This is a genomic window from Lysobacter xanthus, assembly GCF_047159895.1.
Genome location: NZ_BAAGAB020000001.1, coordinates 142,226 through 167,699 on the forward strand (window position 1 = coordinate 142,226; position 25,474 = coordinate 167,699).

Genomic DNA, 25,474 nt, shown 5'->3' on the forward strand with positions numbered 1-25,474 from the left:
TCAGGTCGCCGGCAGCACGCAGCGGTAGCCGAGCGCGTCGAACCGTCCGAGCAGGCGATCGAGCATTTCGACATTGCGACCGTGGGGCGCGCCCTCGTGCATCAGCACGATCGCGCCCGGCCGCAGCGCGCGCTCCACGCGCGCCACCACGCGGTCCGGATCGCCCGCGACACCATCGAAGCCGCGCGCGTTCCACGCGACGCGCGCGAGGCCGAGTTCGTGCAGCGGCGCCGCCACGAACGGATTGGCCATGCCGACGACCGCGCGGAACCAGCGCGGCGCGCGGCCGGAGATGCGGGCGATGTCGGTCTGCGCGGTGGCGATCTCGCGCCGCATGCGCGACGGGCCCAGCGCCCAGAACCACTTCGACGGATGGCGGTCGCTGTGGTTGCCCAGCTCGTGTCCGCGGCGGACCATCTCGCGGGCCAGGGCCGGATGCGCGCGCACGCGGTCGGCGACGACGAAGAAGGTCGCCTTCGCGCCGTGGCGATCGAGCAGGTCGAGGATCGCGGCCGTGTCGGTGGACGGGCCGTCGTCGATGGTCAGCCAGACGAGCTTCTCGCGCGTCGGAAGCGAGCGCACCACCGGGCCGAACAGCGCCGAGTCGTAGCGCAGGCTGCCCCACAGCAGCGCCGCGTGGCTGAGGATCAGCGCCGGCAGGCCCGTGCGCCAGCCGAAACGCCACCACAGCAGCGCCACGGCCGCCTGCGAGGCGATCGACAGCGCCACCGCCAAACGCGGGAACCGGGGCGGCCGGTGCGCCAGCTTCACGTCGGACGGAACCATCCGTTCATGATGCCACGCGGTCCATGCCGCCCCGACCCGTAAAATGGCCGTCTTATCTCGGAGGACCGCCCCATGTCGCTCGACCCCGCCGTGCGCACCCGCATCGAATCGCTCCTGCAGGCGAACCGCGTCGTCCTGTTCATGAAGGGCCAGCCGTCCATGCCGCAGTGCGGCTTCTCGGCGAAGGCCGCCGGCCTGCTCAACGGCATGGGCGTCGAGTACGCGCACGTCGACGTGCTGTCCGATCCCGAGATCCGCGAAGGCATCAAGGCCTACGGCGACTGGCCGACGATTCCGCAGCTGTACGTCGACGGCGAGCTGGTCGGCGGCAGCGACATCGTGATCCAGATGGCGAACTCGGGCGAGCTGCATGCGCTGATCGGCGTCGAGGCCCCCGACCGCACGCCGCCGTCGATCGAGATCACGCCGGCCGCCGCGCAGATGCTGCGCGACGCGATCGCCGGTGCCGGCCCCGGCTATGCGCTGCAGGTGAGCGTGGACGCCGAGCACCGCACGCAGCTCCAGCTCGGTCCGGTCGATCCGAACGCGATCGCCACCGAGGTGGACGGCATCCGCGCGCAGTTCGATGCCGCGAGCGCGCCGCGCGCGAAGGGCATCCGCATCGACTGGGTGGACGACGCCCGCGGTCGCGGCCTGGTGGTCGAGAACCCCAACGCCACGGGCGTGAAGTCGATCGACGTCGCCACCGCCGCGCGCATGCTCGGCGACGGCCAGCTCACGCTGGTCGACGTGCGTCCGGTGGAGGAGCGCACGATCGCCTCGGTGCGCGCGCCGTTCTCGGTGCTCGACGGCGACGCCGCCGCCGAGGTCGAAGGCCTCGCGAAGGACACGCCGCTCGCCTTCCTGTGCCATCACGGCGGCCGCAGCGCCGCGGCCGCGGAGCATTTCCGCCGGCTCGGTTTCACGAAGGTCTACAACGTCGACGGCGGCATCGACGCCTGGTCGCAGCAGGTCGACGCGGCGGTCCCCCGCTACTGAGCGCGTCCCGACGCGTGAATCGAACGGCCGCAAAGCGGCCGTTCGTCGTTTGGCGCTGCGGCTGGGCTCAGCCCGCGAAGCCGCCGCCGTCGAGATACGCCTGCTCGTCCGGCGTGGTCGCGCGGCCGAGCGCGGCATTGCGATGCGGGAAGCGACCGAATCGCTCGATCAGCTCGAGGTGGAGCACCGCCCAGCGATCGGCGTCCGGCGCGGGCAGGCGCTCGCGATGCAGCGCGAGCGAACGGCGCTGCGCGTCGATCGACTCGGCATGCTCGAACGGCAGATAGAAGAACATCCGCAGCGCCTCCTCGGTTTCGAGGTCGAAACCCCGCGCGAGGGCCGCGTCGGCGAAGCTGCGCGCGAGAGCGTCCGTCGCGTAGGCGTGCGCACTGCCGCGAAAGACGTTGCGCGGAATCTGGTCGAGCAGCAGCACCAGCGCCAGCGCGCCTTCGGCGGTCTCCGCCCAGGCGTCCCGCTCGCGACGCGAGGCGGCGAAATGGAGATCGAGCAGGCGCCGGCAGTCCGCGTCGAACGCCGCATCGCGCACAAACCAGCGGGACGCGCCCGCATCCCGCCAGAAGGCGACGACATCGGCGGCCGTGGCGATCGACTCATTCACCCAGCTGGGTCTCCAGTTCGGCAATCCACGCGGCGGTGAGGCTCTCGAGCGTCACCGCCTGGATCAATGCCCGGATCGGGCCCCGAGAATAGGACTGCGCGATGAAGAGCGCATGCCGGTCGCGGAAGCCGAGCCAGGCCGCGTGCGCACGGTCGAACGAGGCCTGGTTCTCGCCGTCGAGCTGTGCCCGCAGGCGCACGACGACCCGATGCAGGCGCGCGTCGGCGAACAGCAGGCGCTCGCGGGCCTGTGCGGTGAACTCGTCGTCCTGCAGCACCTCGACCGCGCCGCGCTCGATGACCTCCTCGGCGCGCGCGAGGTAGCCGTCGGCGATCTCGACCGCGCTCTGCGCCTTGCCGACGAGCCCGTTCTCGAACCGCTGCAGGTCGCCGAGGCTCGTCTTCGCGCCTTCGAGCCCCTGCTTCAGCGCGAGCAGCTTCTGGTTGCGCTCGATCGCTTCGGTGGTGCGTCGTCGCTCGACGCGGCGCTGGATGAAATAGAAGGCCCACGTCAGCGCCGCGCCGAGGACCACCAGGAAGGCCTGTTCCATGTCCTGCTCCTGTCTGGGGAGACAGTCTGCAGGCGGGGTGTCGCAGGGGTCGCGACGTGCCGGGGCCGTTCGTCGGGGTCGTTTTTCAGGCGTTTTTTATGCCGCTTCGGTGCACCCGGGCGCTGCCACGGGTGCCCGGAGGCTGCGGCATCGGCCGGAGTCGCGAGCCCGGCCCGGCTCCGCTACTCGTCGAAGCGGAGATGCTTCACCGACTTGCCGTGCCGGCGGATCAGGCGCAGCGCCTCGATGCCCACCTGGATGTGGTTCTCGACGAATTCCGCCGTGACACGCGCATCCGACTCGGCGGTCTTCACGCCTTCCGGCGTCATCGGCGCATCCGACACGAGCAGCAGCGCCCCGCACGGGATGCGGTTGGCGAAGCCGGCGGCGAAGACGGTGGCGGTCTCCATGTCGATCGCCATGCAGCGCAGGCGACGCAGGTAGTCCTTGAACGCCTCGTCGTGCTCCCAGACGCGGCGGTTCGTCGTGTAGACGGTGCCGGTCCAGTAGTCGTGGCCGAGGTCGCGGATCATCGTCGACACCGCGCGCTGCAGGGCGAACGCCGGCAGCGCGGGCACCTCGGGGGGCATGTAGTCGTTGGACGTGCCCTCGCCGCGGATCGCGGCGATCGGCAGCACCAGGTCGCCGAGCTTGTTCTTGCGCTTGAGCCCGCCGCACTTGCCGAGGAACAGCACGGCCTTCGGCGAGATCGCCGACAGCAGGTCCATGAGCGTCGCCGCGTTCGGGCTGCCCATGCCGAAGTTGATCATGGTGATGCCGTCGGCGGTGGCGCTCGGCATCGCGCGGTCGAGGCCGACCACCTCCGCGCCCATCAGGCGCGCGAACGTGTGCAGGTAGCCGCTGAAGTTGGTGAGCAGGATGTGCTCGCCGAAGTCCTCGAGCGCCACGCCCGTGTAGCGCGGCAGCCAGTTGGAGACGATCTGATCTTTCTCTCGCATTTCGAATGCTTTCGTGGTTTGTGCCGATTGTGGCACCGGACATGACGAAGGTCATGGTGACGGCACCGGCCGCGGCCGTTAGGGTCGGGGGCTGTTTGTCCCGGGGACCCCAATGCTCAGACCGTTCGCCTCCTTCGCCCTCACGGCCGCGCTCGCCGTGCCGCTCGCGGCGACCGCCGCCAGCGCGCCGCCGTCGCGCTTCGTGCAGGACCCGTATCCCAGCACCTACGCGCCCGTCGCCTCGGGCCCGGTGCTGATCCGCAACGCGACCGTGCTGACCGGCACCGGCCGGCGCTTCGACGGCGCCGACGTGCTGATGCAGGACGGCCGCATCGCGGCGGTCGGCACCGCGCTGCAGGCGCCCGCCGACGCGACGGTGGTCGACGGCAGCGGCAAGTGGGTCACGCCGGGCATCATCGACGTGCATTCGCACCTCGGCGTCTACGCCAGCCCGTCGGTGAACGCGCAGAGCGACGGCAACGAGGCGACCAGCCCGACCACGCCGAACGTCTGGGCCGAGCATTCGATCTGGCCGCAGGACCCGGGCTTCCTCACCGCGCTCGCCGGCGGAATCACCAGCCTGCAGATCCTGCCGGGCTCGGCGAACCTCGTGGGCGGGCGCGGCGTCACGCTCAAGAACGTGGCGTCCACGACGTACCAGGGCATGAAGTTCCCGGGCGCGCCGTGGGGCCTGAAGATGGCCTGCGGCGAGAACCCCAAGCGCGTCTACGGCCAGAAGGGCGGCCCGTCGACCCGCATGGGCAACGTGGCCGGCTACCGCGCCGCGTTCATCGATGCGAGCGAATACCTCAAGAAGAACCGCCCGAAGCCCGCGGCCCCTGCCAAGCGCCACTGGTGGCAGTCCGCCTCCGGCAACGCCGACAGCGAGAACGCCACCGGCGGCAAGCGCGACCTGAAGATGGACACGCTCGCGGGCGCGATCAACGGCGACATCCTCGTCCACATCCACTGCTACCGCGCCGACGAGATGGCGACGATGCTGGACCTCGCGAAGGAGTTCGGCTTCAAGATCGCCGCGTTCCACCACGGCGTGGAGGCCTACAAGCTGGCCGACCGGCTCGGCCAGGAAGGCGTCTGCGGTGCGCTGTGGGCCGACTGGTGGGGCTTCAAGATGGAGGCCTACGACGGCATCCAGGAGAACATCGCGCTCGTCGACCGCGCGCCGAACGGCTGCGCGATCGTGCATTCCGACTCCGAGGAAGGCATCCAGCGCCTCAACCAGGAAGCGGCGAAGGTGATCGCGCACGCGAAGCTCGCCGGCATGGACATCACGCCCGAGCACGCGATCCAGTGGCTCACGCGCAACCCCGCGAAGGCACTCGGCATCCTCGAGCGCACCGGCACGCTCGAGGCCGGCAAGATGGCCGACGTCGTGGTCTGGAACGGCACGCCGTTCAGCAGCTACGCGAAGGCGGAGCAGGTCTATATCGACGGGGCACGCATGTACGACCGCAACGACCGCTCGCGCCAGCCGGTGTCGGACTTCCTGCTCGGCCAGTCGGCGGCGCCGACGGGAGGCGTGCGATGAGCCGCCGCCTCGCCACGCTCGCCGGTGCGCTGCTGCTCGCCATCGCGGGCGGCGCCTCCGCGCAGGAGCTGTTGATCCGCAACGCCACCGTGCACACCGCCACGTCGCGCGGCACGTTGCAGGGCGCCGACGTGCTGGTGCGTGGCGGCCGCGTCGCCGCGGTCGGCCCCGGCCTGTCCGCACCCGCGGGCGTGCCCGCGGTCGACGCGCAGGGCGCACCGGTGACGCCCGCCCTGTTCGGCGGCTTCACCCACCTCGGCGTCGAGGAGGTGTCCGGCGAGGACACCACGGTCGATGCCAGCCTCGGGCTCGGCAACCGCACGCGCGAGATGGTCGTGCGCCCGGAGTTCGACGTGACGCTCGCCTTCAATCCCGATGCGTCCGCGGTGCCGGTGACGCGCATCGAGGGCGTCGGCGTGACGATGCTGATCCCCGGCCTCGCCGAGGGCGGCTCGATCATCCTCGGCCAGGGCGGCCTCGTGCGGCTCGACGGCTCGCCCGATCCGATCGGCCCGCGCCTGCTGTTCGTCGCGCTCGGCAGCGAAAGCGCCGGGCAGACGGGCCGCTCGCGCGCGGCGCAGTGGATGCTGCTGGAGCAGTGGCTCGACGAGGCGCGCGGCCGCATTCCGGCCACCACGAACGTCGCCAGCCTGACCCCGGCCGGCCGCGCCACGCTCGCGCGCTACGCCCGTGGCGAGGGCATGGTGATGTTCGAGGTCGATCGCGCGGCGGACATCCACCAGCTGCTGCGTTTCGCCAAGCGCCAGGGCCTGCGCATCGGGATCGTCGGCGGCGCCGAGGCCTGGCGCATGGCGGGCGAACTCGCCGCAGCGAAGGTGCCGGTGTTCGTCGACCCGCTGGCGAACCTGCCGGTCGGCTTCGACGAGATCGGCGCGCGCATGGACAACGCGGCCCTGCTGCGCCGTGCGGGCGTCACCGTCGGCATCGTGCAGGGCGGCGAGAACCCGACGCACAACGCGCGCAACACCCGCCAGCTCGCGGGCAACGCGGTCGCGAACGGGTTGTCGTGGGACGACGGACTCGCCGCGCTCACCCGCGTGCCGGCGGAGGTCTTCGGCATCAAGGACGCCGGCACGATCGCGGTCGGCCAGCGCGCCGACCTGGTGCTGTGGACGGGCGACCCGCTCGACGTCGCGAACGTCGCCCGTCAGGTGTGGCTGAACGGCCGCGCGATCCCGATGCGCAGCCGCCAGACGGACCTGCGCGACCGCTACCTCGCGCCGAAGGGCGCGCTGCCGCGGGCCTACGACGTGCCCGACCGGCGCCGCTGAGCCCGTTCCCGCGTGACCCGGACCGCCCTGCCCGCGCAGGGCGGTCTTTTTTTTGCGGATCGACGGTCGCCGCCCGCGCGGCCGGGGCCCGTATCCTCCCGGGCACGCCGGCGCGGGGACGCCGGACGGGCCGCCCGATGACCGCCTTCGCCGTGATCCATCCGTTGCCGGTGCTCGTCGCCGCGCTGTCGGCCTTCCTGCTCGGCGGCCTCTGGTACGGGCCGCTGTTCCTCAAGCCGTGGCTTCGCGCCAACGGCCACGACCCGGCCGCGCCACCCCCGGCGCGCCATCCCGCGAAGACGTTCGGCGTCGCGATCGTCCTCAGCCTCGTCGCCGCGATCGCGATGGCTCTGGCCGTGCCGGCAAGCGTCGGCGCGCTGCACGGCGCCGGGCTCGGTGCGATGATCGGCCTGCTGTTCGTGGCCACCAGCTTCGGCATCAACTACGCCTTCGCCGGCCGGCCGCTCGCGCTGTGGCTGATCGACGGTGGCTACCACGTCGTGCAGTTCACGCTGTACGGCGCGATCCTCGCCGCATGGCGCTGAGCGCACTCCTCCTCGCCGCCGCGTTCGCGCTGCAGCCCGTCGGCCTGTTCCACGGCGACGAGACGATCGCCCGCGACGGCCAGGCCTGGCTCGCGCTGCGAAACGGCGGGAACGGCGCCGCACTGGTCGCGACGCGCGTGCGCGTGCGGGCCGTCAACGATGCGGTGCTCGATGCGCCGGAGGAGACGACGGGTCGCGAGGTCGACGTCGACGTGCCCGACACGCGCGTCGTCCTGCGCGGCGCGGGCCTGCGGCCGGGTCCGGTGCCGCGTGCCGGCGGCGCCGAGGTTGCATCGCTCGGCCTGCAACCGCTCGAGCTGAAGCTCGGGAGCACCGCTTACCGCCTCGTCGTGCGCTGCACCGGTCCCGCCCGCGCCGCGTCGCGCCCGTGCGAGGTGGTCATGAGCCACGCGGGCCGGTCGCAGGTCCTCGCCCGCACCACGGCCACGATGCAGGACGACGGGGCGGTCATGCTCGGCGACGATGCCGCCCCGTCGCTGTGGTTCGCCGGCGATCTCGACCGCGACGGACGGCTCGACCTGATCCTCGACACGACCGACCATTACAACGTCGGCCAGCCCACGCTGTTCCTGTCCTCCCGGGCGCGGGCGGGTGAACTCGTGCGGCAGGCCGCGGTCCATCGAAGCACCGGTTGCTGAACGGGCGCCGCATCCTGCCCGCGGCGGCCACCGTACCCGGTCAAGGATCCGGCGCGAGCGCCGATAATCCTGTCCGGAATCAAGCGTTCAATGCCCACAGGGGGGCCTCTCCATGCGTATCGGTCTGGTAGTCGACTCGGCCTGCGACCTTCCGCTCGAATACATCCAGAAGCACGAGCTGACGCTGCTGCCGATCACGGTCCGCATCGGCGACGCCGTGCTCGCCGACCAGCGCAACCAGCAGGCGACGCTCGAGTTCCTCGAGAACAAGTCCGACGAGCTGATGGCGCAGGCGGACACGCAGCCCTTCACCGTGCAGCAGGTCCAGGACCTGTTCCTGCGCAAGCTGGTGATCGACTACGACTACGTCTTCTGCATGACGATCACGAAGACCCGCAGCCCGATCTTCGAGAACACGCAGCAGGCGAGCTTCGCGATCCTCAACGATTACAAGGGCCCGCGCACCGCCGCGGGCATCACGACGCCGTTCGCGCTGCGCGTGATCGACACGCAGAGCGTGTTCGCCGGGCAGGCGATCGCCGCGGTGGAATCGGTTCGGCTGCGCGACGCCCAGGAAGGCGCGCCGAAGATGCGCGCGCGCATCGAGCAGGTGGCGCTGAACACGCAGGCCTACATGGTGCCGCGCGACCTCAACTACCTGCGCGCCCGTACGCGCCATCGCGGCGACCGCAGCGTGAGCTTCCTGTCGGCCACGCTCGGCAGCGCGCTCGACATCAAGCCCGTGCTGCACTGCAACCGCGGCGAGACGGGCCCGGTGGCCAAGGTGAAGGGCTTCACCAACGCGGCGGAGAAGCTGTTCGGCTTCGCCTCGCGCCGCGTCCGCGACGGGAAGCTCATGACGCCGACGCTGGTGATGAGCTACGGCGGGCCGCTGGACGAGATGCGCCAGCTGCCGGGCTACGCGGAGCTCATCGAGACCTGCCGGATGCACAAGGTCGAGGTGCTCGAAAGCCTGATGAGCCTCACCGGCATGTGCAACGTCGGCAAGGGCTCGCTGACGCTGGGCTTCGCCTCCGACGCCGCCGCCTGGGAGTAAGGCGACGGGCGTCACGCCCACCTGACTTCCGGCCCGGTCGCCCGGCGGCCGTGCGCGCTACCGTCGAGGGGTTTCCCTGCCCTCGACGCCCATGACCCCGACCCGTTCCCTGCTCGCCGTCGCGCTCGCCAGCGCGCTCTCCCTCGGCATGCCTGCGTTCGCCCAGAACGCGAACAAGGGCGACACGCCGCCGCCGTCGCCCGATACCGAACTCGAGCAGGACGCGCTCAACCCCGCCGGCGTGCCCAAGGCGAAGGATCCCGGGCAGGCCCAGCGCGGCCCCGCCAAGCCGGGCGACAACGCCGACGCCTCGAAGTGGGACGTCAACGCCCCGCACGGCCCGACCAAGACCGTGCGTTTCACCACCGACGAGGGCACCTGGCTCGACGTCGACGTCTCGCCCAACGGGCGCCAGCTCGCCTTCTCGATGATGGGCGACATCTACCTGCTGCCGATCGGCGGCGGCACGGCGACGCGCATCACGAAGGGTGCGGCCTGGGACGTGCAGCCGCGCTTCTCGCCGGACGGTACGCAGATCGCCTTCACCTCCGACCGGGGCGGCGGCAACAACCTCTGGCGCATGCGCCTTGATGGCGGCAATGCCGTGCAGGTGACGAAGGAAGACTTCCGCCTGCTCAACAACCCGGTGTGGACGCCGGACGGGCAGTACCTGATCGGCCGCAAGCACTTTACCGGCGAGCGCTCGCTCGGCGCCGGCGAGCTGTGGATGTACCACGTGGCCGGCGGCGGCACGGGCGTGCAGCTGACCAAGCAGAAGAACGACCAGCAGGACCTCGGCGAGCCCGCGGTGTCGCCCGACGGGCGTTACGTCTACTTCTCCGAGGACGTGAGCCGCGGCCCGACGTTCCAGTACAACAAGGACCCGCACGGCACGATCTACGCGATCAAGCGCCTCGACCGCACCAACGGTCGCATCGATACGCTGGTCGACACGTCCGGCGGCGCGGTGCGCCCGCAGCCCTCGCCCGACGGCAGGTCGCTCGCCTTCGTGAAGCGCATCCGCGACAAGTCGGTGCTGCACGTGCTCGACCTCAAGAGCGGCGAAGTGCGCGCGGTGTGGGACGGTCTCTCGCACGACCAGCAGGAAGCGTGGGCGATCTTCGGCCCGTACACCGACTTCGACTGGACCCCGGACTCGAAGAACGTGGTGATCTGGGCGCAGGGCAAGCTCTGGCGCGTCGACATGGCGAGCGGCACGCCGACCAACATCCCGTTCACCGCGGAGATCGAGCAGGCCGTTACCGCGCCGCTGCGCTTCACGCAGACGCTCGATTCCGGCACGTTCGCGCCGAAGCTGATCCGCGACGTCGCCACCAGCAGCGACGGTCGCAGCGTCGTGTTCAATGCGGTCGGCCAGCTCTGGCGCAAGACGCTGCCCAACGGCACGCCCGAGCGCCTGACGTCGAACACCGGCGTCTACGAATACCAGCCGAGCTTCAGCGCGAACGGCAGCAAGCTGCTCTACACGACGTGGTCCGACGAGGGTCTCGGCGCCATCTGGCTGCGCGACGCCGCCGGCACCGGCGCGGGGCGCAAGCTGACGACCGAGAAGGGCTACTACTACGGCCCGCGCTTCTCGCCGGACGGCCGCCGCATCGTGTATTCGAAGTCGGGCGGCAGCGGCATGACCGGCTCGACGTGGAGCAACGACACCGGCATCTACGTCATGAATGCCGACGGCGGTGGCGCGAAGCGCGTCGCCGACGAAGGCGATGCGCCGCAGTTCAGCGCCGACGGCAGCCGCGTCTACTACTTCACCGGCGGCGGGCTCAAGAAGAAGCTGATATCCGTCGGCCTCAACGGTGAACAGCCGCGCGAAGTCTTCAACCTCAAGTATCCGGACACGGTGAGCATCAGCCCCGACGGCAAGTGGGTCGCGTTCACGGAGCTGTTCAATGCCTACGTGGCGCCGATGGTCGAAACCGGCCAGGCGCTCGAGCTGTCGAAGGACACCAAGGCCGTGCCGGTGACGCAGGTCAGCGCGGACGTCGGCAGCTACCTGCACTGGGCGGCGGACTCGAAGTCGCTGCACTGGACGATGGGCGACCGCTACTACTCGCGCGACCTCACGCAGAGCTTCGCCTTCCTGCCGGGTGCGCCGAAAGAAATCGCAAAGCCGACCAACGACGGCGGCGTGGCCATGGGCCTGACCCAGCCCGTCTATGCACCGGACGAGACCGTCGCGTTCACGCACGCACGCGTGGTCACGATGCGCGATGCGGCCAAGGCGCAGGAGGTGATCGAGGACGGCACCGTCGTCGTGCGCGGCGACAGCATCGTCGCGGTCGGCCCGGCTTCGCAGGTCGCCGTGCCGGCGGGTGCGCGCATGGTCGACGCCACCGGCAAGACCATCGTGCCGGGCTACGTCGACGTGCATGCGCATTCGGCGAACTTCGGCTCCGGCGTGGTGCCGCAGCAGAACTGGGCCTACTACGCGAACCTCGCCTTCGGCATCACCACGATGCACGACCCGTCGGCCAGCACCGAGTTCGTCTTCTCGCAGGCGGAGCTGCTGAAGGCCGGCCGGATGGTCGGCCCGCGCCTGTTCTCGACCGGCACGATCCTCTACGGCGCGGATGGCGACTTCAAGGCGGTGGTGAACTCGCTCGACGACGCGCGCAGCCACCTGCGCCGGATGAAGGCGGTCGGCGCGTTCTCGGTGAAGAGCTACAACCAGCCGCGTCGCGACCAGCGCCAGCAGATCGACCAGGCCGCGCGCGAACTGGGCCTGCTCGTCGTGGAGGAAGGCGGCTCCACCTTCCACCACAACATGACGATGATGATCGACGGCGTCACCGGCATCGAGCACAACATCCCGGTCGCGCCGCTCTACAAGGACGTCATCGGCGTCTGGTCGCAGACCGACGTGCGCAACACGCCGACGCTCGTGGTGAACTACGGCGGCCTGTCGGGCGAGTACTGGTGGTACGCGCGCGACGACGTCTGGGAAGACAGGAAGCTCGCGCGCTTCTTCCCGCGCGACACGCTCGATGCACGCAGCATCCGCCGCGAGACGGCGCCGGACTGGGACTACTGGCACATCAACGTGGCGAAGACGGCCAAGGCGATGCGCGATGCCGGCATCGGTATCCAGGTCGGCGGCCACGGCCAGCTCCAGGGCCTGTCGCCGAACTGGGAGATCTGGAGCCTCGCGCAGGGCGGCTTCAGCAACTTCGAGGCGCTGCGCGCGGCGACCGTCGACGGCGCGGACTACCTCGGCCTGTCCAAGCAGCTCGGCTCGATCGAGGCGGGCAAGCGCGCGGACCTCGTCGTGCTCAATTCGAACCCGCTGGAGAACATCCGCAGCACGATCGACACGCGCTTCGTGATGGTCAACGGGCGCCTGTTCGACGTGGACGCGGGCATGAAGGAGATCGGCGGCCGCAACGCGGCGGCGCCGACCTTCTTCTGGCAGCGCGGCAAGGACGGCACCACGTTCGGGCGCACGTTCAACGAGGCCGAAGCCCGCGCGCACGGCGAGGACTGACGGTCGCATCGCCCACGACGGCCCGCTCCGGCGGGCCGTCGTCGTTTCTGGCGTTCACGGGCGCTGCGTAGCATGCTGAATAGACTGAACGCGACCTTCCGAGGAGCCCTCCATGCCGACGCGTTACTACATCCGCCTTCCCGACGGCGCCGCCGCACGCGGCAGCAACCCCGACACGTCCTTCAGTGCGCACGGCGCCGAGGGCTTCGCCGAGCAGCTCGAGAACGCGATGCGCACGTCGCAGGTGTACGACCGCTGGCGCGGCACGCAGGACGATCCGGACGACGTCGACCCCGCGCTCGGGGCGACCGATCCGAACGCGGTCGCCACCGGCGAGCAGCGGGACCTGCACATCGACCTCGTGCTGACGACGGTCCTGCCGGGCGACGTGGTCCGCCACCGCCTGCGCCTGCTGGCCGGCAGCCACTGGCAGCTGCGCGACGTCACCGCGGCCTGAGTGCCGCGACGCGCGAGGGATGACGCGATGAGCCGCCGGCCGGTGCTGCTCTCCTGGAGCGGCGGCAAGGACGCAGCGTGGACCCTGCACACGCTGCGCGCGCGCGACGACGTCGAGGTCGTCGCGCTGCTGACCACGGTCAACAGCGGCTACGACCGCATCGCGATGCACGGCATCCGTCGCGACGTGCTTCACGCGCAAGCCGCGGCGACCGGACTGCCGCTGGTCGAAGCCGTCATCGAGCCACGCTGCGACAATGCGCGCTACGAAGCGGCGATCGCGGATGCGCTCGCGGACGCGCGTGCGCGCTGGCCGGGCCTCGACACGGTCGCGTTCGGCGACCTCTTCCTCGACGACGTCCGCGTCTGGCGCGAGGCCTCGCTCGCGAAGCTCGACTGGCGCGTGGAGACGCCACTGTTCGGCGCAGACACCGCGGTGCTCGCGCGCGCGATGATCGCCGGCGGCCTGCGCGCGCACCTGTGTTGCGTCGACACCGCGCAACTCGACGCGGATTTCTCCGGCCGTGCCTTCGACGACACGCTGCTCGCGGCCCTGCCGTCCGGCTGCGACCCGTGCGGCGAGAACGGGGAATTCCATACGCTCGTGGTGGACGGCCCGATGTTCGCCACGCCGATCGCGGTGAAGGCCGGCGAGCGGGTCCTGCGCGACGGCCGCTTCGAGTACACGGACTTCCTGCCCGCGTCGGCGGGCTGAACCGACGCGCGACGCCCCGCCGTCCGGTGCGCCCGGGCGCGTACAATGGCCGCGTCCCTGGGGAGTAGCCTCTCGCCGATCCCGGCGAGGCCCGCGTCAACATGCTTGGCCTGAACCGGCCATGGCGCCGGCGGTCCCGCATCTGGCAAGACCATGGACCACGCCGCCTCCGATGGCCGGGGATGCGCGTGGTCCTGCGTCCATTGCCCGGCCTGGAACCGCCATGACTCCTTTCCTCGCCTCCACCGGCGCCGTCGCCCTCGCCGAGATCGGCGACAAGACGCAGCTGCTCTCCTTCGTGCTCGCCGCGCGCTACCGCAAGCCGGTGCCGATCGTGCTGGGCATCCTCGTCGCCACCCTGTTCAACCATGCGCTCGCCGGCGCGGCCGGTGCGTGGGTGATGGCGCTCGTCGGGCCGAGCGTGCTGCGCTGGGTGATCGGCGGGCTGTTCGTCGCGATGGCCGCATGGACGCTGGTGCCGGACACGTTCGACGAATCGGGCGTCGCCGAGGCGCCACGCTTCGGCATCTTCGGCACCACGCTCGTCGCGTTCTTCTTCGCCGAAATGGGCGACAAGACGCAGCTCGCGACCGCGGCGATGGCCGCGACGCATGCGTCGCTGGTCGCGATCGTGGCCGGCAGCACGCTCGGCATGATGATCGCGAACGTGCCGGCGGTGCTCGTCGGCGACCGCCTGCTGCGCCGCATCCCGATGAAGCTCGTGCGTGCGACCGCCGCCGCGCTGTTCGCCGTGTTCGGCCTCGCGATCCTCGCGGGCGCGGGCGCCACGTTCGGGTTCTGAGGGCGACGGGTCGGTGCGCGAGTCGCTCGCGCCCCGACCGCCGCGGTCAGTCGACCAAGCGCCAACCCACCGTGGCGCCGGCGCGGAACGGCACGAGCTCGTGGCCGCCGACGTGCAGCGTCTCGGGCACCGGCGTCGGCTCTCGTACCAGCGTCACGGTGCCGGCATTGCGCGGCAGGCCGTAGAAGTCGGGGCCATTGAAGCTGGCGAACGCTTCGAGCCGGTCGAGTGCACCGGCCGCATCGAAGGCTTCGGCGTAGAGCTCGATCGCCGCGTGCGCGGTGTAGATGCCCGCGCAGCCGCAGCCCGATTCCTTCGCATGCCTGGGATGGGGCGCGCTGTCGGTGCCGAGGAAGAACTTCGGCGAGCCGGAGACCGCGGCCTTCACCAGTGCCTGGCGATGGATCTCGCGCTTGAGCACCGGAAGGCAGTAGTGGTGCGGGCGCAGGCCGCCGGCGAAGATGGCGTTGCGGTTGAGCAGCAGGTGGTGGACGGTGATCGTCGCGCCGACGTTCGCGGGCGCCGCGTGCACGAAGTCCGCCGCCGCGGTGGTGGTGATGTGCTCGAGCACGATCCGGAGCGCGGGGAAATCGCGCACCAGCGGTTCGAGCACGCGCTCGATGAAGACGGCTTCGCGATCGAAGACGTCGACCTCGGGATCGGTCACCTCGCCGTGCACCAGCAGCGGCAGGCCGACGCGCTGCATCGCCTCGAGCGTCGCGGCGCAGCGGCGCAGGTCGCCGACGCCATGGCTCGAATTCGTCGTCGCATGCGCGGGATACAGCTTCACGCCGTGCACGAAACCGCTTTCGCGTGCGCGCACGATCTCGTCGGCCGTGGTGCTCTCGGTGAGATAGAGCGTCATCAGCGGTTCGAACGACGCACCGGCCGGCAGTGCGGCGAGGATGCGGTCGCGGTAGGCCGCGGCGTCCGCGGTGGTGACCACCGGCGGGACGAGGTTGGGCATCACGATCGCGCGGCCCATCTGGCGCGCGGTGTCCGGCAGCACGTCGCGCAGCATCGCGCCGTCGCGCAGGTGGACGTGCCAGTCGTCGGGTCGGGTGATGGTGAGGCGGTCGGTCATGGCGCGAAGTCTGACGCATCCGGCACGCCGTCGCCGAGCCCCGCGGCGCGGTGCAGCCGGTCGCGCAGCGCTTCGGTGATGCCCTCGCCCGCCGGCGGCACGGCGACGACCACATCGAGGCCCAGCGCATCGGCATCGCGCAGGCGCTGGTAGAGCTGGCGTGCCTGCTGCTCGGGATCGTCCGGCAGGCCCAGCCAGACGAGGCCGGGCTCCACCGGCGGCCGCACGGAGAGCAGTCCCACGCGGGCGCCGCCGGCGTTGAATGAGCGCGCGAGGCTCACGGCCTCGGCATCGCTCGCGAGCAGCACGCGGGCGCGCGGCGCGTAGTGCGAAGGCTTGCGACCCGGCGCCGGCGTCGCGCCTTCGCCCGCCGGCCGCACCGGCGTGCCGAGCACGCCTTCGAGCATGGCGACGGTGACCGCACCCGGCCGCAGCAGCACCGGCGTCTCGCCCGAGAGATCGACGATGGTGGATTCGACGCCCACGTCGCAGCGCCCGCCATCGAGCACGAGGTCGACGCGATCGCCGAGTTCGTCGCGCACGTGCTCGGCGAGCGTGGGGCTGACGCGGCCGTAGCGATTGGCGGACGGCGCGGCGACGCCGTCGCCGAAGGCCTGCAGCAGCGCGAGCGCGACCGGATGGCGCGGCATGCGCAGCGCCACGGTGTCGAGGCCGCCGGTCACCGCGTCGGGTACGCCAGGCGCGCGCGGGAGCACCAGCGCGAGCGGGCCGGGCCAGAACGCCGCGGCGAGCCTTTTCGCCGCATCGGGCACGTGCGAGGCCCAGCGCGCGAGCGCCTCGACCGACGGCACGTGCACGATCAGCGGATGGTCCGCGGGCCGCCCCTTGGCCGCGAAGATCTTCGCCACCGCCGTCGCGTCGCGCGCCGCTGCGCCCAGGCCATAGACGGTCTCGGTCGGGAACGCGACCAGCCCGCCCGCGCGCAGCACGCGCACCGCCCGCTCGATCGCCGCCGCGTCCACCGCATCGCTCATGCGGCGTCGGCCAGCAGCGTGCGCACGACGGGCTCCAGCAGCGCAGCCTCGCGACGCCAGGCATCGGGCCCGGCCGCGCCGCCGTAGGGCAGGCGCAGCACCGGCCGCTCGAGCCAGCGCGAGAGCTCGCCGGCGTTGTCCATCTCCGCATCCGGGAGCGCGAACGTCTGGCTCAGGACAACGCCGGCGACGACGAGCCCGCGCGCACGCACCGCCTCGACCGTCAGCAGCGTGTGGCCGATCGTGCCGAGGCGGTCGGCCGCGACCACCAGCACCGGCAGGCCGAGCGCCTGGGCGAGGTCGGCATTGAGCGCGCCCCGCGCGATCGGCGAATAGAAGCTGCCCGCGCCTTCCACGAGGGCCAGGCCCGACGGGCCGACGCCCTGCACCGCCGCGTCGGCAAGCGCCGCGAGTTCGAGCTCGATGCCTTCGAGCGCGGCGGCGCGCTCGGGCGACAGCGCCGCGCGCAGCGCGAACGGGCAGATCGTCGCCAGCGATTCGCGCGCACCGGCGGCCAGGCGCAGCGCGCTGGCGTCCTGCGGCAACGGGCCGTCGGGGCCGTCGGGCGCGCCGGATTCGACCGGCTTGCGCACGCGCACGTCGACGCCGCGCGCGGCCAGCGCATGCGCGAGCGCTGTGCTCACGCGCGTCTTGCCCACGCCGGTGTCGGTGCCTGTAACGAAGAGTCCGCGCATGGGGAGCCTGCAGGAAGAAGGGGAAGTGTCGGGCCTGGCGGCGTTCGCCGCCACCGTGGCCCGCCGGAACGGACGGTTGCGCCGGTCAGGGATTGCAGCCGGGGCAGTGCGCAGGATCGGCCGGCCCGTCGCCCAGCGGTCGCACCTCGTGGTGCGCGCAGCGGACGCAGGCCTGGACCTCGGCGCGCGCGTCGCTGGTCGGGCCGCCGCAGTCGGCGCAGGGGCGGCCGGGCTCCCGGCGCGCGACCGCGAAGCCCGGTGCATCGCAGGCCGGGCAGCAGGACGCCAGACGCGCGGCCAGGTCGAGCGCGGCCTCGCGGATCACGCCCTGCCGCGTCGGGTTGCGGTGCGCCCGCGCGTCGACGTCCAGCACGACGTAGCCGTCGCTCGACTCGGCCAACGCGGCGTCAAAGGCATGCCGCAGGCCGTCGAGGTCGACGATGTCCTTGTGCACGCGGCGGTCGAAGGCGCTGTCGGGGCGAGCGACGAGGCCGTGCGCGGGGAAGTCGCACTGGCGCGCGAAGTCCTCCGCCTCGGCCCAGCAGGTGACGCGGCGCGTGGCGAAACGCGCCTTCCCGGCCGCGCGGCCCACGACCTCGATGCCGAGCGTGTCGTCGATCCAGATCACGATCTCGACGTTCCACGGCAGCAGGCCGAACATCGGATCGGTGCCGAAGGCGCCCTCGCTCGCGAGGCCGATCCTCGCGCCCCCCAGCTCCATGCCGATGCGCGCCTTGCGCCGCGCGGCCTGCAGTTGCGTGCCCTCGCGGGGGATGTCGCGGGTGAAGGTGCCGAGCAGGTCGGTGTCGTAGCCGGTGACGAGATCGATCCGGCAGCCCAGCGCCGGCTCGAGCACGGGCGCGAGGATTGCCTCCTTCCCGTGCTGGGTGAGCAGCGCGACGCGCCGGCCGGCGTAAAGCGCCGCCGGCGCGAGGCCGCGGACGGCGTTCACTCGCCCTGCGCCTGCGAGTAGCCGCGCACGCCGTCGAAGGCGTAGAGGTTCTCGGTCTTGACGGCTTCGAAGCCGGCTTCTGCCACGCGCAGCAGCAGCGCGCAGACCGAGGCGGGCTTGAGCAGGTAGTCGTCGGCGACGACGAAGCGGCAGCGCCAGTGGTCCGTGCGGGTCGTCTGCTTCTGGCCCTGCGGATAAACCTTCACCCCGCGGTTGGTGATCAGCGACAGGCGGAACTGCGGGCCAGCCACCGCTTCCAACGCGGCGCCCAGCGTGTCGGCATCGCGGCCCGGCACGTCCCAGTGGAGGAAAACGTCGACCCCCTCGAGTGTCTTGACCGATGGGTTCCGGGCGACTTCCAACGTCGGCGCCGCCGGCGTCGGTGCGCGATCGGGATACGCCACCGCCGCGAGCTGCCGCGGCTGCTGGCCGAGGCGCGCGACCACCGCCTGCGCGAAGGCGCGCGTGCCGACCTTTTCGCGGCTGTGCGCGCCGAAGACGTCCGCGGTGTGCAGGCCGTCCTCCAGCGTGCGCAGCCAGGCGTTGTGGATGGCGGCGGCGGGCGCGCGGCGGCCGAGGTGCACCAGCATCATCACCGCGCTGAGCAGCAGGCCCGACGGATTAGCGAGGTCCTGCCCGGCGATGTCCGGCGCCGAGCCGTGCACCGCCTCGAACATCGCGCAGTCGCGGCCGATGTTCGACGACGGCGCGAGGCCGATGCTGCCGGCGACTTCCGCGGCGACGTCGGAGAGGATGTCGCCGTAGAGGTTCGGCGTCACTACCACGTCGAAGCGCCTGGGGTCGACCGCCATCTTCGCGGTGCCGATGTCGATGATCATGTGGTCGGCGGCGATGTCCGGATACTCCGGCGCGATCTCGTCGAACACGCGATGGAACAGCCCGTCCGTGAGCTTCATGATGTTGTCCTTGGTCATGCACGTGACCTTGCGACGGCCGTGCATGCGCGCGTACTCGAAGGCGTAGCGCACGATGCGCTCGCAGCCCGGGCGCGTGATGAGCTTCAGGCACTGCACCACTTCGTCCGTCTGGCGGTGCTCGATGCCGGCGTAGGTGTCCTCCTCGTTCTCGCGCACGATCACCACGTCCATGCCAGGATGATGGGTCGCGACGAACGGGTGGTAGGCGACGCAGGGGCGCAGGTTGGCGTAGAGGCCGAACGTCTTGCGCAGGCTCACGTTCACACTCTTGTAGCCGCCGCCTTGCGGCGTGGTGATCGGACCCTTGAGAATCACGCCGTGCTCGGCGACGGTGTCGATCACCTCGCGGCCGAAGCCGGCCGTCGATCCCGCACGGTAGGCTTCGAGCCCGACGGTGACCGGCGCGAACGACAGGCCCGGGTCGGCGGCACGCAGCACCGACAGCACGGCGTCCATGATCTCCGGGCCGATGCCGTCGCCCGCGGCCACGGCGATGGTGCGGTCCGGCAGCAGGTCGACGGCGGTCTGCGGCCTGAGCTGGGCGGACATGCGCCCTCCTATATACGACGTTTGTGTCGTGTATTGTAGGTCGCGTTATTGAGTTCGTGTCAACGACGGCGTACGAAAAACGGACGAACGGCATGACCGACAGCGGCTGGACCTTCCTGAGCAACCACACCCACGTGCTCGTCTGCCTCGCGGCGGACGGCGCACAGACCCTGCGCGAGGTGGCGGCGAAGGTGGGCGTGACCGAGCGTGCGGTGCAGCGCATCGTCTCGGAGCTGGAGGACGGCGGGGTGCTGGAGCGCCAGCGCGACGGCCGGCGCAACACCTACACGCTGCATCTGGACGTCGCATTGCGACATCCGCTGGAGGCGCACTGCCGGGTTGGCGACCTGATCGGCCTGGTGGTCGGCCCGGCGCCGGTCGCCGCCGCGGCACGACCCCGGGCCACCAGGACGGCAGCCGTGAAGACCCCGGCCCGCAAGCCGACCGCGCGCGGCTGATCCGGCGGTCAGAACGTGCCGGACACGCTCAGCGAGAGGATCGGTCCGATGCGACGGTCGCGCACCTCGTGGAAGTCGACCGGCCCGGTGCGGCGGCCCACGTAGACGTAGCGGTCGCGGTAGCTGCGCGCGCCCAGCACGTTGCTCAGCGTGCCGCGCACGGTCAGCCCGTGGAAATCCTTGCGCTCGACGAACAGGCTGCCCCAGAGCGGCCCTTCCCACGTCTCGCCGACCTCGGTCAGGCGGACGTCGCGCGAATCCTTCTCGTGGTTCACGTCCGCGCCCACCGCCCAATTCGTGTCGGGGATGTCGTCGCGCAGCGCGACCTGCCAGAAGTGCACGAGGCTGTTGCCGGTGCGACGCTCGACGCCAGTGAGCGGATCGCGCACCGCGCTCTCCATCGCCATCCAGCGCGTGTCGAGCTTGGCGCCGCGCCAGCCCAGCGCCTCGAGCTTCCACGTGCCCTTCCACTCGAAGCCGTATTCGCGCGCCGAATCGATGTTGCCGATGCTCTCGCCGGTCGCGCCGATCGGGATGATGTCGATCAGGTCGTCGATGCGGTGGTCGAAGACGCGCAGCGTGGTGGTGCCCCAGGCGCCGAGGTTCTTCGTCGCCTCGACCTCCAGTTCCCAGCTCTGCTGCGGCACGAGGTCCGGGTTGCCGGCGTTCTCGCGGTCGTCGTTGAGGTTCACCGAGGCGAGGAAGTCGTAGAAGTTCAGCTGGCCCACGCGCCGCTGCAGCTTGACGTTGACGTCGAGCGTGTCGGACGGCTTCCAGGCGAGCGACACCGAGCCCTTGGGCCGCAGGAAATTGCGGCTGAGTCCGCCCGCGCCGGCCTGCCGGAGGTTGGAATACTCGGCGCCGGCCGACACCTGCAGCTTCGCGGTGGCGCCGAGCGGATGGCCCCAGCTGCCGATCAGCGCATAGCGGTCCTCTTCGACGACGGCGGTGGCGCCCGGCAGCGGCACGGCCACGAAGTCGCCGCCGGCATCGAGCACGGCGAGGCTCGACGCGCTGTCGAGGCGGTTGAACGCGCCTTCGCCGGAGAGCTGCCAGTCGCTCGCCCCGGTCTTCCAGCGGTATTCCGCGCGCGCGATGCGCTCGGTCTCCTCGCTGTCGCGCGCGAAGCGGCTGCCGCTGTCGGCGGCCGAGCCGTCCACCACGCGCGTCACCACCGTCTGCGAGTACGGGCTGCTGGAATAGCGGTCGAGGCCGATCAGCTTCAGCCGGCCGATGCCGAGCCCGAACTCGTAGTCGCCGCCGACCTCGTAGGCATGGCCGCCCTCCTGTTCACGCACCCGGCGTTCGCGATCCGGCAGGCCCGGCCCGCTGCGCACGCCATCCTCGCGATAGTGGAAGAACTGCTTCTGCACGGATGCGTTGAGGTTCGCGACGTCGCCGTCGGCGGCGGTGTAGGTGAGGCGCGTACTGAGCTTCGGGCGGTCCGACTCGCCGGTCCAGGCGTCGTAGCGCGTGTCGCGCAGGCTGCCGTCGGCGTTGTAGATGCGCGTGCCGCCGTCCGCGCCGCTGTGGTTGGCGTCGTTGCGCAGGCCGACGGTGTACTGCAGGCCGCCGTTCGAGCCGCTGACCGAGACGTCGCCGCGCGTGAGCTGCGGCCGCGTGTTGTAGGCCCGCACGTCCGGCTTCCACGACCACTGCCCGCGGATGCCCCCGGCGCGCGTCACGATGTTCGCAACCTGGCCCGACAGGCCCGGGACGTCCAGCTTCGCGCCGTCGACGATCTCGATGCGCACCACGTTCTCGACGGGAATGCGCGTGAGCTCGGTGATGACGTCGTTGTTCTTGCCGGACATGCGCCGGCCGTTGATGACGACGTTGCCGGTCGCCTCGCCGAGCCCGCGTTCCTGCTCGGCCTCGCGGATCACGAAGCCGGGCACCTGGCGCAGCATGTCGAGTGCGTTGTGCGGCGCGTACCGGACGAAGTCGGCGGGCGCGTAGCTGCGCGTCGCCACGGTCGCCGCCGTCGGCTCCTGCGCATGCAGTGCGGAGCAGGCGAGAAGCAGTGCGCAGGCGAGCGCGGATCGAAGCGGGCGAGCGGACATGTCGGGCCTGATGGGAGAAGCGGTCGACGCGCCGCCGGTCCTCCATCGATGCGGCCGCGGCCCGCCGGGTTTAAACGCGGCGCGCCGCCGACACGCCGGCGCGCTCGAGGATCCCGAGCAGTTCCGGCACGTTCGCCGGCTTGACGAGGTGGTGCTCGAAGCCCGCGGCGGTGGAGACCTCGCGGTAGCGCAGCTGGCCGTAGCCGGTCAGGGCGACGAACGTCGCGCCGGCCGCCGCCGGGAGCGCGCGCAGCCGGCCCGCGAGCTCGTGGCCGGTCATGTCGGGCAGGCCGATGTCGAGGATGCAGGCGTCCCAGGCCTCGGCCATCTCGGCCGCGGCGAGCGCGCCGCCGGCATCGTGCGCGACGGTCACCTCGTGGCCGACGATCTGCAGCACGTCCGCGAGCGTGCCCGCGGCATCGGCATTGTCGTCGACCACCAGCACGCGACGCCGCGATCCGACCGCGACCGACTCCACGGCGCGCGGCGTCACCGGCATGTCCGTTGCGAGCGGCAGTTCGACGATGAAGCGCGCGCCTCGCTGCGCACCGTCGCTTTCGGCGCGCACGCGGCCGCCGTGCAGGCGCACCAGGCTGCGCACCAGCGCGAGCCCGATGCCGAGCCCGCCCTGGCTGCGGTCAGGCGTGCGCTCGGCCTGCGTGAACAGGTCGAACACCGCCTCCAGCAGGTGCGGGGCGATGCCGACGCCGGTGTCGGCCACGCAGAGCGTCGCTTCGCCGTCGCGCAGGTCGAGCGAAATCTCGATCGTCCCGCCCGCGGGGCTGTACTTCGCGGCGTTGTTGAGCAGGTTCGCCACCACCTGGACGAGTCGATGGAAATCGCCGTCGACCACGAACGGCCCCGCGCCTACGCGCGTGCGGAGTTCGTGACGTCGCGAGGTGACCAGCGGGCGGACCTGCTCGACCGCCGTCGCGACGACGCTGCGCAGGTCCACGGGCGCGCGGTCGAGCTGGACCAGGCCGCGGGTGACCCGCGACACGTCGAGCAGGTCGTCGACCAGCCGCGTGAGGTGGCCCACCTGCCGGTCGATGATCTCCGCGGCGTGGCCCACGCGACCCGCGTCGCCCGCGGACAGCTTCAGGACATGCGCCGCGGTACCGATCGGTGCGAGCGGATTGCGCAGTTCGTGGGCCAGCATCGCGAGGAACTCGTCCTTGCGCTGGTCGGCCTGGCGCAGCGCTTCGATCATCTGGCGGCGCTCGGTGATGTCGATGACCGAGCCGAGCAGCGCGACCGCGGTCCGCGCCGCGCCTTCGCCCTCGAATTCGACAGTGCCGCGCGAGGCGGTCCAGACCACGCGGCCGTCGGCGTGGCGCCAGCGGAACTCCTCGGCGTACGCACCCTCGCCCTGCGGGTCGAGCGCCGCCCGCAGCGCACGCACGACGGCCGGCCAGTCGCCCGGATGCACGCGCGCCTCGATCGCGTCGAACGCGAACGTCGCGGCATCGGCATCGAGCCCGCACATCTCGCGGCAGCGCGCGTCGGCGAGGATCACGCCGGTGCGCAGGTCCCAGCGCCACGTGCCGAGCCGTGCGATGTCCATCGCCAGTGCGCTGCGCTGCTCGGACAGGCGCAGGGCGTCCTCGATGGCCTTGCGCTCGGTGATGTCGACGCTGGTGCCGACCAGGCCGATCACCGCGCCCTCCGGGCCACGCAGCGGCGCCTTCGACGACCACCAGATGGACGTTTCGCCGTTTGGACGCCGCGCCACTTCCTCGACCTGCGTGGCGACGGCGCTCTCCATCACCGCGCGGTCGTTCGCCATCACCGCCGCCGAATCCTCGGGGTCGGGCATGACCTCCGCGTCGGTGCGCCCGATGAAGTCTTCCGGCTCGAGGCCCAGCGACTGCGCGGCGCCCCGGTTGGCGACGAGGTAACGCCCGTCGCGGTCCTTCGCATACACCACGCCCGGCACCGCGGCGACGAACGTCTCCAGCAGCGCGGTCGCGCGGTCGCGCTCGGCCTCGACGCGGCGTCGCTCGTCGATGTCGAGCAGCACGCCGGGAAAGCGCCGGGGCGTGCCGTCCGGATCGCATTGCACCCGGCCGGTCGCCTCGACCCAGCGGTAGTGGCCGTCGCGCAGCACGCGGTACTGGCAGCGGTAGGCGCCGCGCGTCTCGATCGCTCGCGCGACCTGCGCCTGAACGTTGGCCCGGTCCTCGGCATGGATCGCATCGAACGCGTGCTGGATCGCCACGCCGTCGCGCAAGGCACCCGGATCGAGGCCGAAACTTACGGCGAAGCGCTCGTCGGCGACCACGCGGTCCTCCGGGATGTCCCAGATCCAGGTGCCGACGATCGCGCCCGCATCGAGTGCGAGGTTGACGCGTTCCATCGACGCCGCTGCCTCGGCCTCGAGCCGGTGGCGTTCGGTCACGTCGCGGAACAGCGCGGCGAGACCGTCGCCGACGGGAAAGGCGCGCACCTCGAACCAGCATTCGCGGCCGTCGGGAAAACGGTGGAGATTCTCGGCCGAACGCGAGGCGCCGGCGGCCAGTGCGTCCCGGTAGAGCGCACCGACCGGTCCCTGCTCGGCGCCGGGGAAGCGCTCCCAGTGATTGCGGCCGATCAGTTCGTCGCGCGCGAGCCCGACCAGGCGCAGCGTCGCGTCGTTCACTTCGAGGATCGTGAAGTCGCGGTCGAACAGGACGAAACCCTCGTCCATGTTCTGCAACACGCCCCGGTAGCGCGCCTCGCTCTCGGCGATCCGGCGCTCGGTCACCACCTGCGCGGTGATGTCGTTGCAGGCGCAGAAGAATCCGGCGACCTCGCCGTCGCTGCCCCGCACCGGCGAATAGAAGTAGGAGAAGTGCGCCTCCTCGCGATAGCCGTGGCGCTCGATCCACAGCTGGAGGTCCTGGCCCTGCGAGGGCTCGCCGCGGTAGGCGGCCTCGACCAGCGGCGTCAGGTCGCCACGGATCTCGTGCCAGACCTCGAGGAAGTCACGGCCGAACGCGTCGGGGTGCTTGTTGCCCAGCAATTCGGCATACGGCGCGTTGTAGAGCAGCGTCCGCTGCGGCCCCCAGGCGATGAACATCGGCTGGTTGGAGGCGAGCATGACCGGGACGAGCGTGCGCAGCGCCAGGTCCCAGTCGTCGATCGCACCGAGCGGCGTGCGTGACCAATCGAAGGCGCGGTAGCGCTCGGCCGTCGGCAGGTCACGGGGCAGGAGCTCGAAGGCGTGCGTCATCGGGGCGGCCCGGGGGGCGTCCCGATGGTACCG

The 25,474-nt window shown here is 71.4% G+C and carries 22 protein-coding genes and 1 riboswitch; of the genes, 11 read left to right on the forward strand and 11 right to left on the reverse strand.

What is annotated here, in order from left to right:
• Window positions 1–786, reverse strand: a complete 786-nt coding sequence (locus ACY35P_RS00720) for a polysaccharide deacetylase family protein (RefSeq protein ID WP_462113896.1) — start codon at window positions 784–786, stop codon at window positions 1–3.
• A gap of 72 nt (window positions 787–858) precedes the next feature.
• Here ACY35P_RS00720 and grxD point away from each other — a divergent pair, with 72 nt between their 5' ends.
• Complete coding sequence (grxD, locus tag ACY35P_RS00725; RefSeq protein WP_462113897.1) at window positions 859–1,785, forward strand: Grx4 family monothiol glutaredoxin; 927 nt, start codon at window positions 859–861, stop codon at window positions 1,783–1,785.
• A 67-nt stretch (window positions 1,786–1,852) separates the two neighbouring features.
• Here grxD and ACY35P_RS00730 read toward each other — a convergent pair whose 3' ends face one another.
• The 3 genes from ACY35P_RS00730 to ACY35P_RS00740 all read right to left on the reverse strand — a co-directional run bounded on the left by ACY35P_RS00730 (window position 1,853) and on the right by ACY35P_RS00740 (window position 3,913).
• Window positions 1,853–2,392, reverse strand: a complete 540-nt coding sequence (locus tag ACY35P_RS00730; protein WP_462114013.1) for a DUF924 family protein — start codon at window positions 2,390–2,392, stop codon at window positions 1,853–1,855.
• A gap of 4 nt (window positions 2,393–2,396) precedes the next feature.
• Window positions 2,397–2,954, reverse strand: a complete 558-nt coding sequence (locus ACY35P_RS00735; RefSeq protein ID WP_462113898.1) for a lysozyme inhibitor LprI family protein — start codon at window positions 2,952–2,954, stop codon at window positions 2,397–2,399.
• A 182-nt stretch (window positions 2,955–3,136) separates the two neighbouring features.
• Window positions 3,137–3,913: an AMP nucleosidase gene (locus tag ACY35P_RS00740; RefSeq protein ID WP_462113899.1), complete on the reverse strand. Its 777-nt coding sequence runs from the start codon at window positions 3,911–3,913 to the stop codon at window positions 3,137–3,139.
• Between the two features lie 112 nt (window positions 3,914–4,025).
• On the opposite strand from ACY35P_RS00740, the gene ACY35P_RS00745 reads away from it, so the two are divergent.
• From ACY35P_RS00745 to ACY35P_RS00785, 9 genes are all read left to right on the forward strand, one after another.
• A complete protein-coding gene (locus ACY35P_RS00745) occupies window positions 4,026–5,462 on the forward strand; it encodes an amidohydrolase (RefSeq protein ID WP_462113900.1) in 1,437 nt (478 codons plus the stop codon).
• Entirely contained in the window at window positions 5,459–6,754 is a 1,296-nt protein-coding gene (locus tag ACY35P_RS00750) for an amidohydrolase family protein (protein WP_462113901.1), read from the forward strand. Before ACY35P_RS00745 ends, ACY35P_RS00750 begins: the two co-directional genes overlap by 4 nt.
• A gap of 137 nt (window positions 6,755–6,891) precedes the next feature.
• On the forward strand, window positions 6,892–7,299 hold the full coding sequence (locus ACY35P_RS00755; protein ID WP_462113902.1) for a DUF1761 domain-containing protein: 408 nt from the start codon (window positions 6,892–6,894) through the stop codon (window positions 7,297–7,299).
• Complete coding sequence (locus ACY35P_RS00760) at window positions 7,290–7,958, forward strand: hypothetical protein (RefSeq protein ID WP_462113903.1); 669 nt, start codon at window positions 7,290–7,292, stop codon at window positions 7,956–7,958. Before ACY35P_RS00755 ends, ACY35P_RS00760 begins: the two co-directional genes overlap by 10 nt.
• A 112-nt stretch (window positions 7,959–8,070) precedes the next feature.
• A complete protein-coding gene (locus tag ACY35P_RS00765; RefSeq protein WP_462113904.1) occupies window positions 8,071–9,015 on the forward strand; it encodes a DegV family protein in 945 nt (314 codons plus the stop codon).
• Between the two features lie 91 nt (window positions 9,016–9,106).
• Entirely contained in the window at window positions 9,107–12,523 is a 3,417-nt protein-coding gene (locus tag ACY35P_RS00770) for an amidohydrolase family protein (protein ID WP_462113905.1), read from the forward strand.
• Between the two features lie 112 nt (window positions 12,524–12,635).
• The gene (locus tag ACY35P_RS00775; RefSeq protein ID WP_462113906.1) at window positions 12,636–12,980 is read left to right on the forward strand and encodes a hypothetical protein; all 345 of its coding nucleotides are present in this window, start codon (window positions 12,636–12,638) and stop codon (window positions 12,978–12,980) included.
• A gap of 27 nt (window positions 12,981–13,007) precedes the next feature.
• Window positions 13,008–13,694, forward strand: coding sequence for a Dph6-related ATP pyrophosphatase (locus ACY35P_RS00780; RefSeq protein WP_462113907.1), 687 nt, complete (start codon window positions 13,008–13,010; stop codon window positions 13,692–13,694).
• 42 nt (window positions 13,695–13,736) lie between these two features.
• A riboswitch (yybP-ykoY riboswitch) is annotated at window positions 13,737–13,914 on the forward strand.
• A 3-nt stretch (window positions 13,915–13,917) separates the two neighbouring features.
• Entirely contained in the window at window positions 13,918–14,496 is a 579-nt protein-coding gene (locus ACY35P_RS00785) for a TMEM165/GDT1 family protein (RefSeq protein ID WP_462113908.1), read from the forward strand.
• A gap of 46 nt (window positions 14,497–14,542) precedes the next feature.
• Here ACY35P_RS00785 and pyrC read toward each other — a convergent pair whose 3' ends face one another.
• From pyrC to ACY35P_RS00810, 5 genes are all read right to left on the reverse strand, one after another.
• On the reverse strand, window positions 14,543–15,580 hold the full coding sequence (gene pyrC, locus ACY35P_RS00790) for a dihydroorotase (protein WP_462113909.1): 1,038 nt from the start codon (window positions 15,578–15,580) through the stop codon (window positions 14,543–14,545).
• Window positions 15,577–16,575, reverse strand: a complete 999-nt coding sequence (locus tag ACY35P_RS00795) for an L-threonylcarbamoyladenylate synthase (protein WP_462113910.1) — start codon at window positions 16,573–16,575, stop codon at window positions 15,577–15,579. The genes pyrC and ACY35P_RS00795 overlap by 4 nt, the downstream gene beginning before the upstream one ends.
• The gene (bioD, locus tag ACY35P_RS00800) at window positions 16,572–17,270 is read right to left on the reverse strand and encodes a dethiobiotin synthase (protein ID WP_462113911.1); all 699 of its coding nucleotides are present in this window, start codon (window positions 17,268–17,270) and stop codon (window positions 16,572–16,574) included. The genes ACY35P_RS00795 and bioD overlap by 4 nt, the downstream gene beginning before the upstream one ends.
• An 85-nt stretch (window positions 17,271–17,355) precedes the next feature.
• Window positions 17,356–18,222 (reverse strand): DUF6671 family protein, encoded by an 867-nt coding sequence (locus ACY35P_RS00805; RefSeq protein WP_462113912.1) that lies wholly within the window; start codon window positions 18,220–18,222, stop codon window positions 17,356–17,358.
• Window positions 18,219–19,709, reverse strand: coding sequence for an NADP-dependent isocitrate dehydrogenase (locus ACY35P_RS00810; RefSeq protein WP_462113913.1), 1,491 nt, complete (start codon window positions 19,707–19,709; stop codon window positions 18,219–18,221). Before ACY35P_RS00810 ends, ACY35P_RS00805 begins: the two co-directional genes overlap by 4 nt.
• Before the next feature lie 92 nt (window positions 19,710–19,801).
• Between ACY35P_RS00810 and ACY35P_RS00815 the strand changes: the two genes are divergently transcribed.
• Window positions 19,802–20,167 carry a helix-turn-helix transcriptional regulator gene (locus ACY35P_RS00815; RefSeq protein ID WP_462113914.1) on the forward strand — a complete coding sequence of 122 codons (366 nt, stop codon included), beginning with the start codon at window positions 19,802–19,804 and terminating at the stop codon, window positions 20,165–20,167.
• 8 nt (window positions 20,168–20,175) lie between these two features.
• Here the strand turns inward: ACY35P_RS00815 and ACY35P_RS00820 are convergent, their stop codons facing one another.
• The gene (locus ACY35P_RS00820; protein WP_462113915.1) at window positions 20,176–22,230 is read right to left on the reverse strand and encodes a TonB-dependent receptor plug domain-containing protein; all 2,055 of its coding nucleotides are present in this window, start codon (window positions 22,228–22,230) and stop codon (window positions 20,176–20,178) included.
• Window positions 22,231–22,300: 70 nt separating this feature from the next.
• On the reverse strand, window positions 22,301–25,441 hold the full coding sequence (locus ACY35P_RS00825) for a PAS domain-containing protein (protein ID WP_462113916.1): 3,141 nt from the start codon (window positions 25,439–25,441) through the stop codon (window positions 22,301–22,303).
• Window positions 25,442–25,474 lie beyond the last annotated feature (33 nt).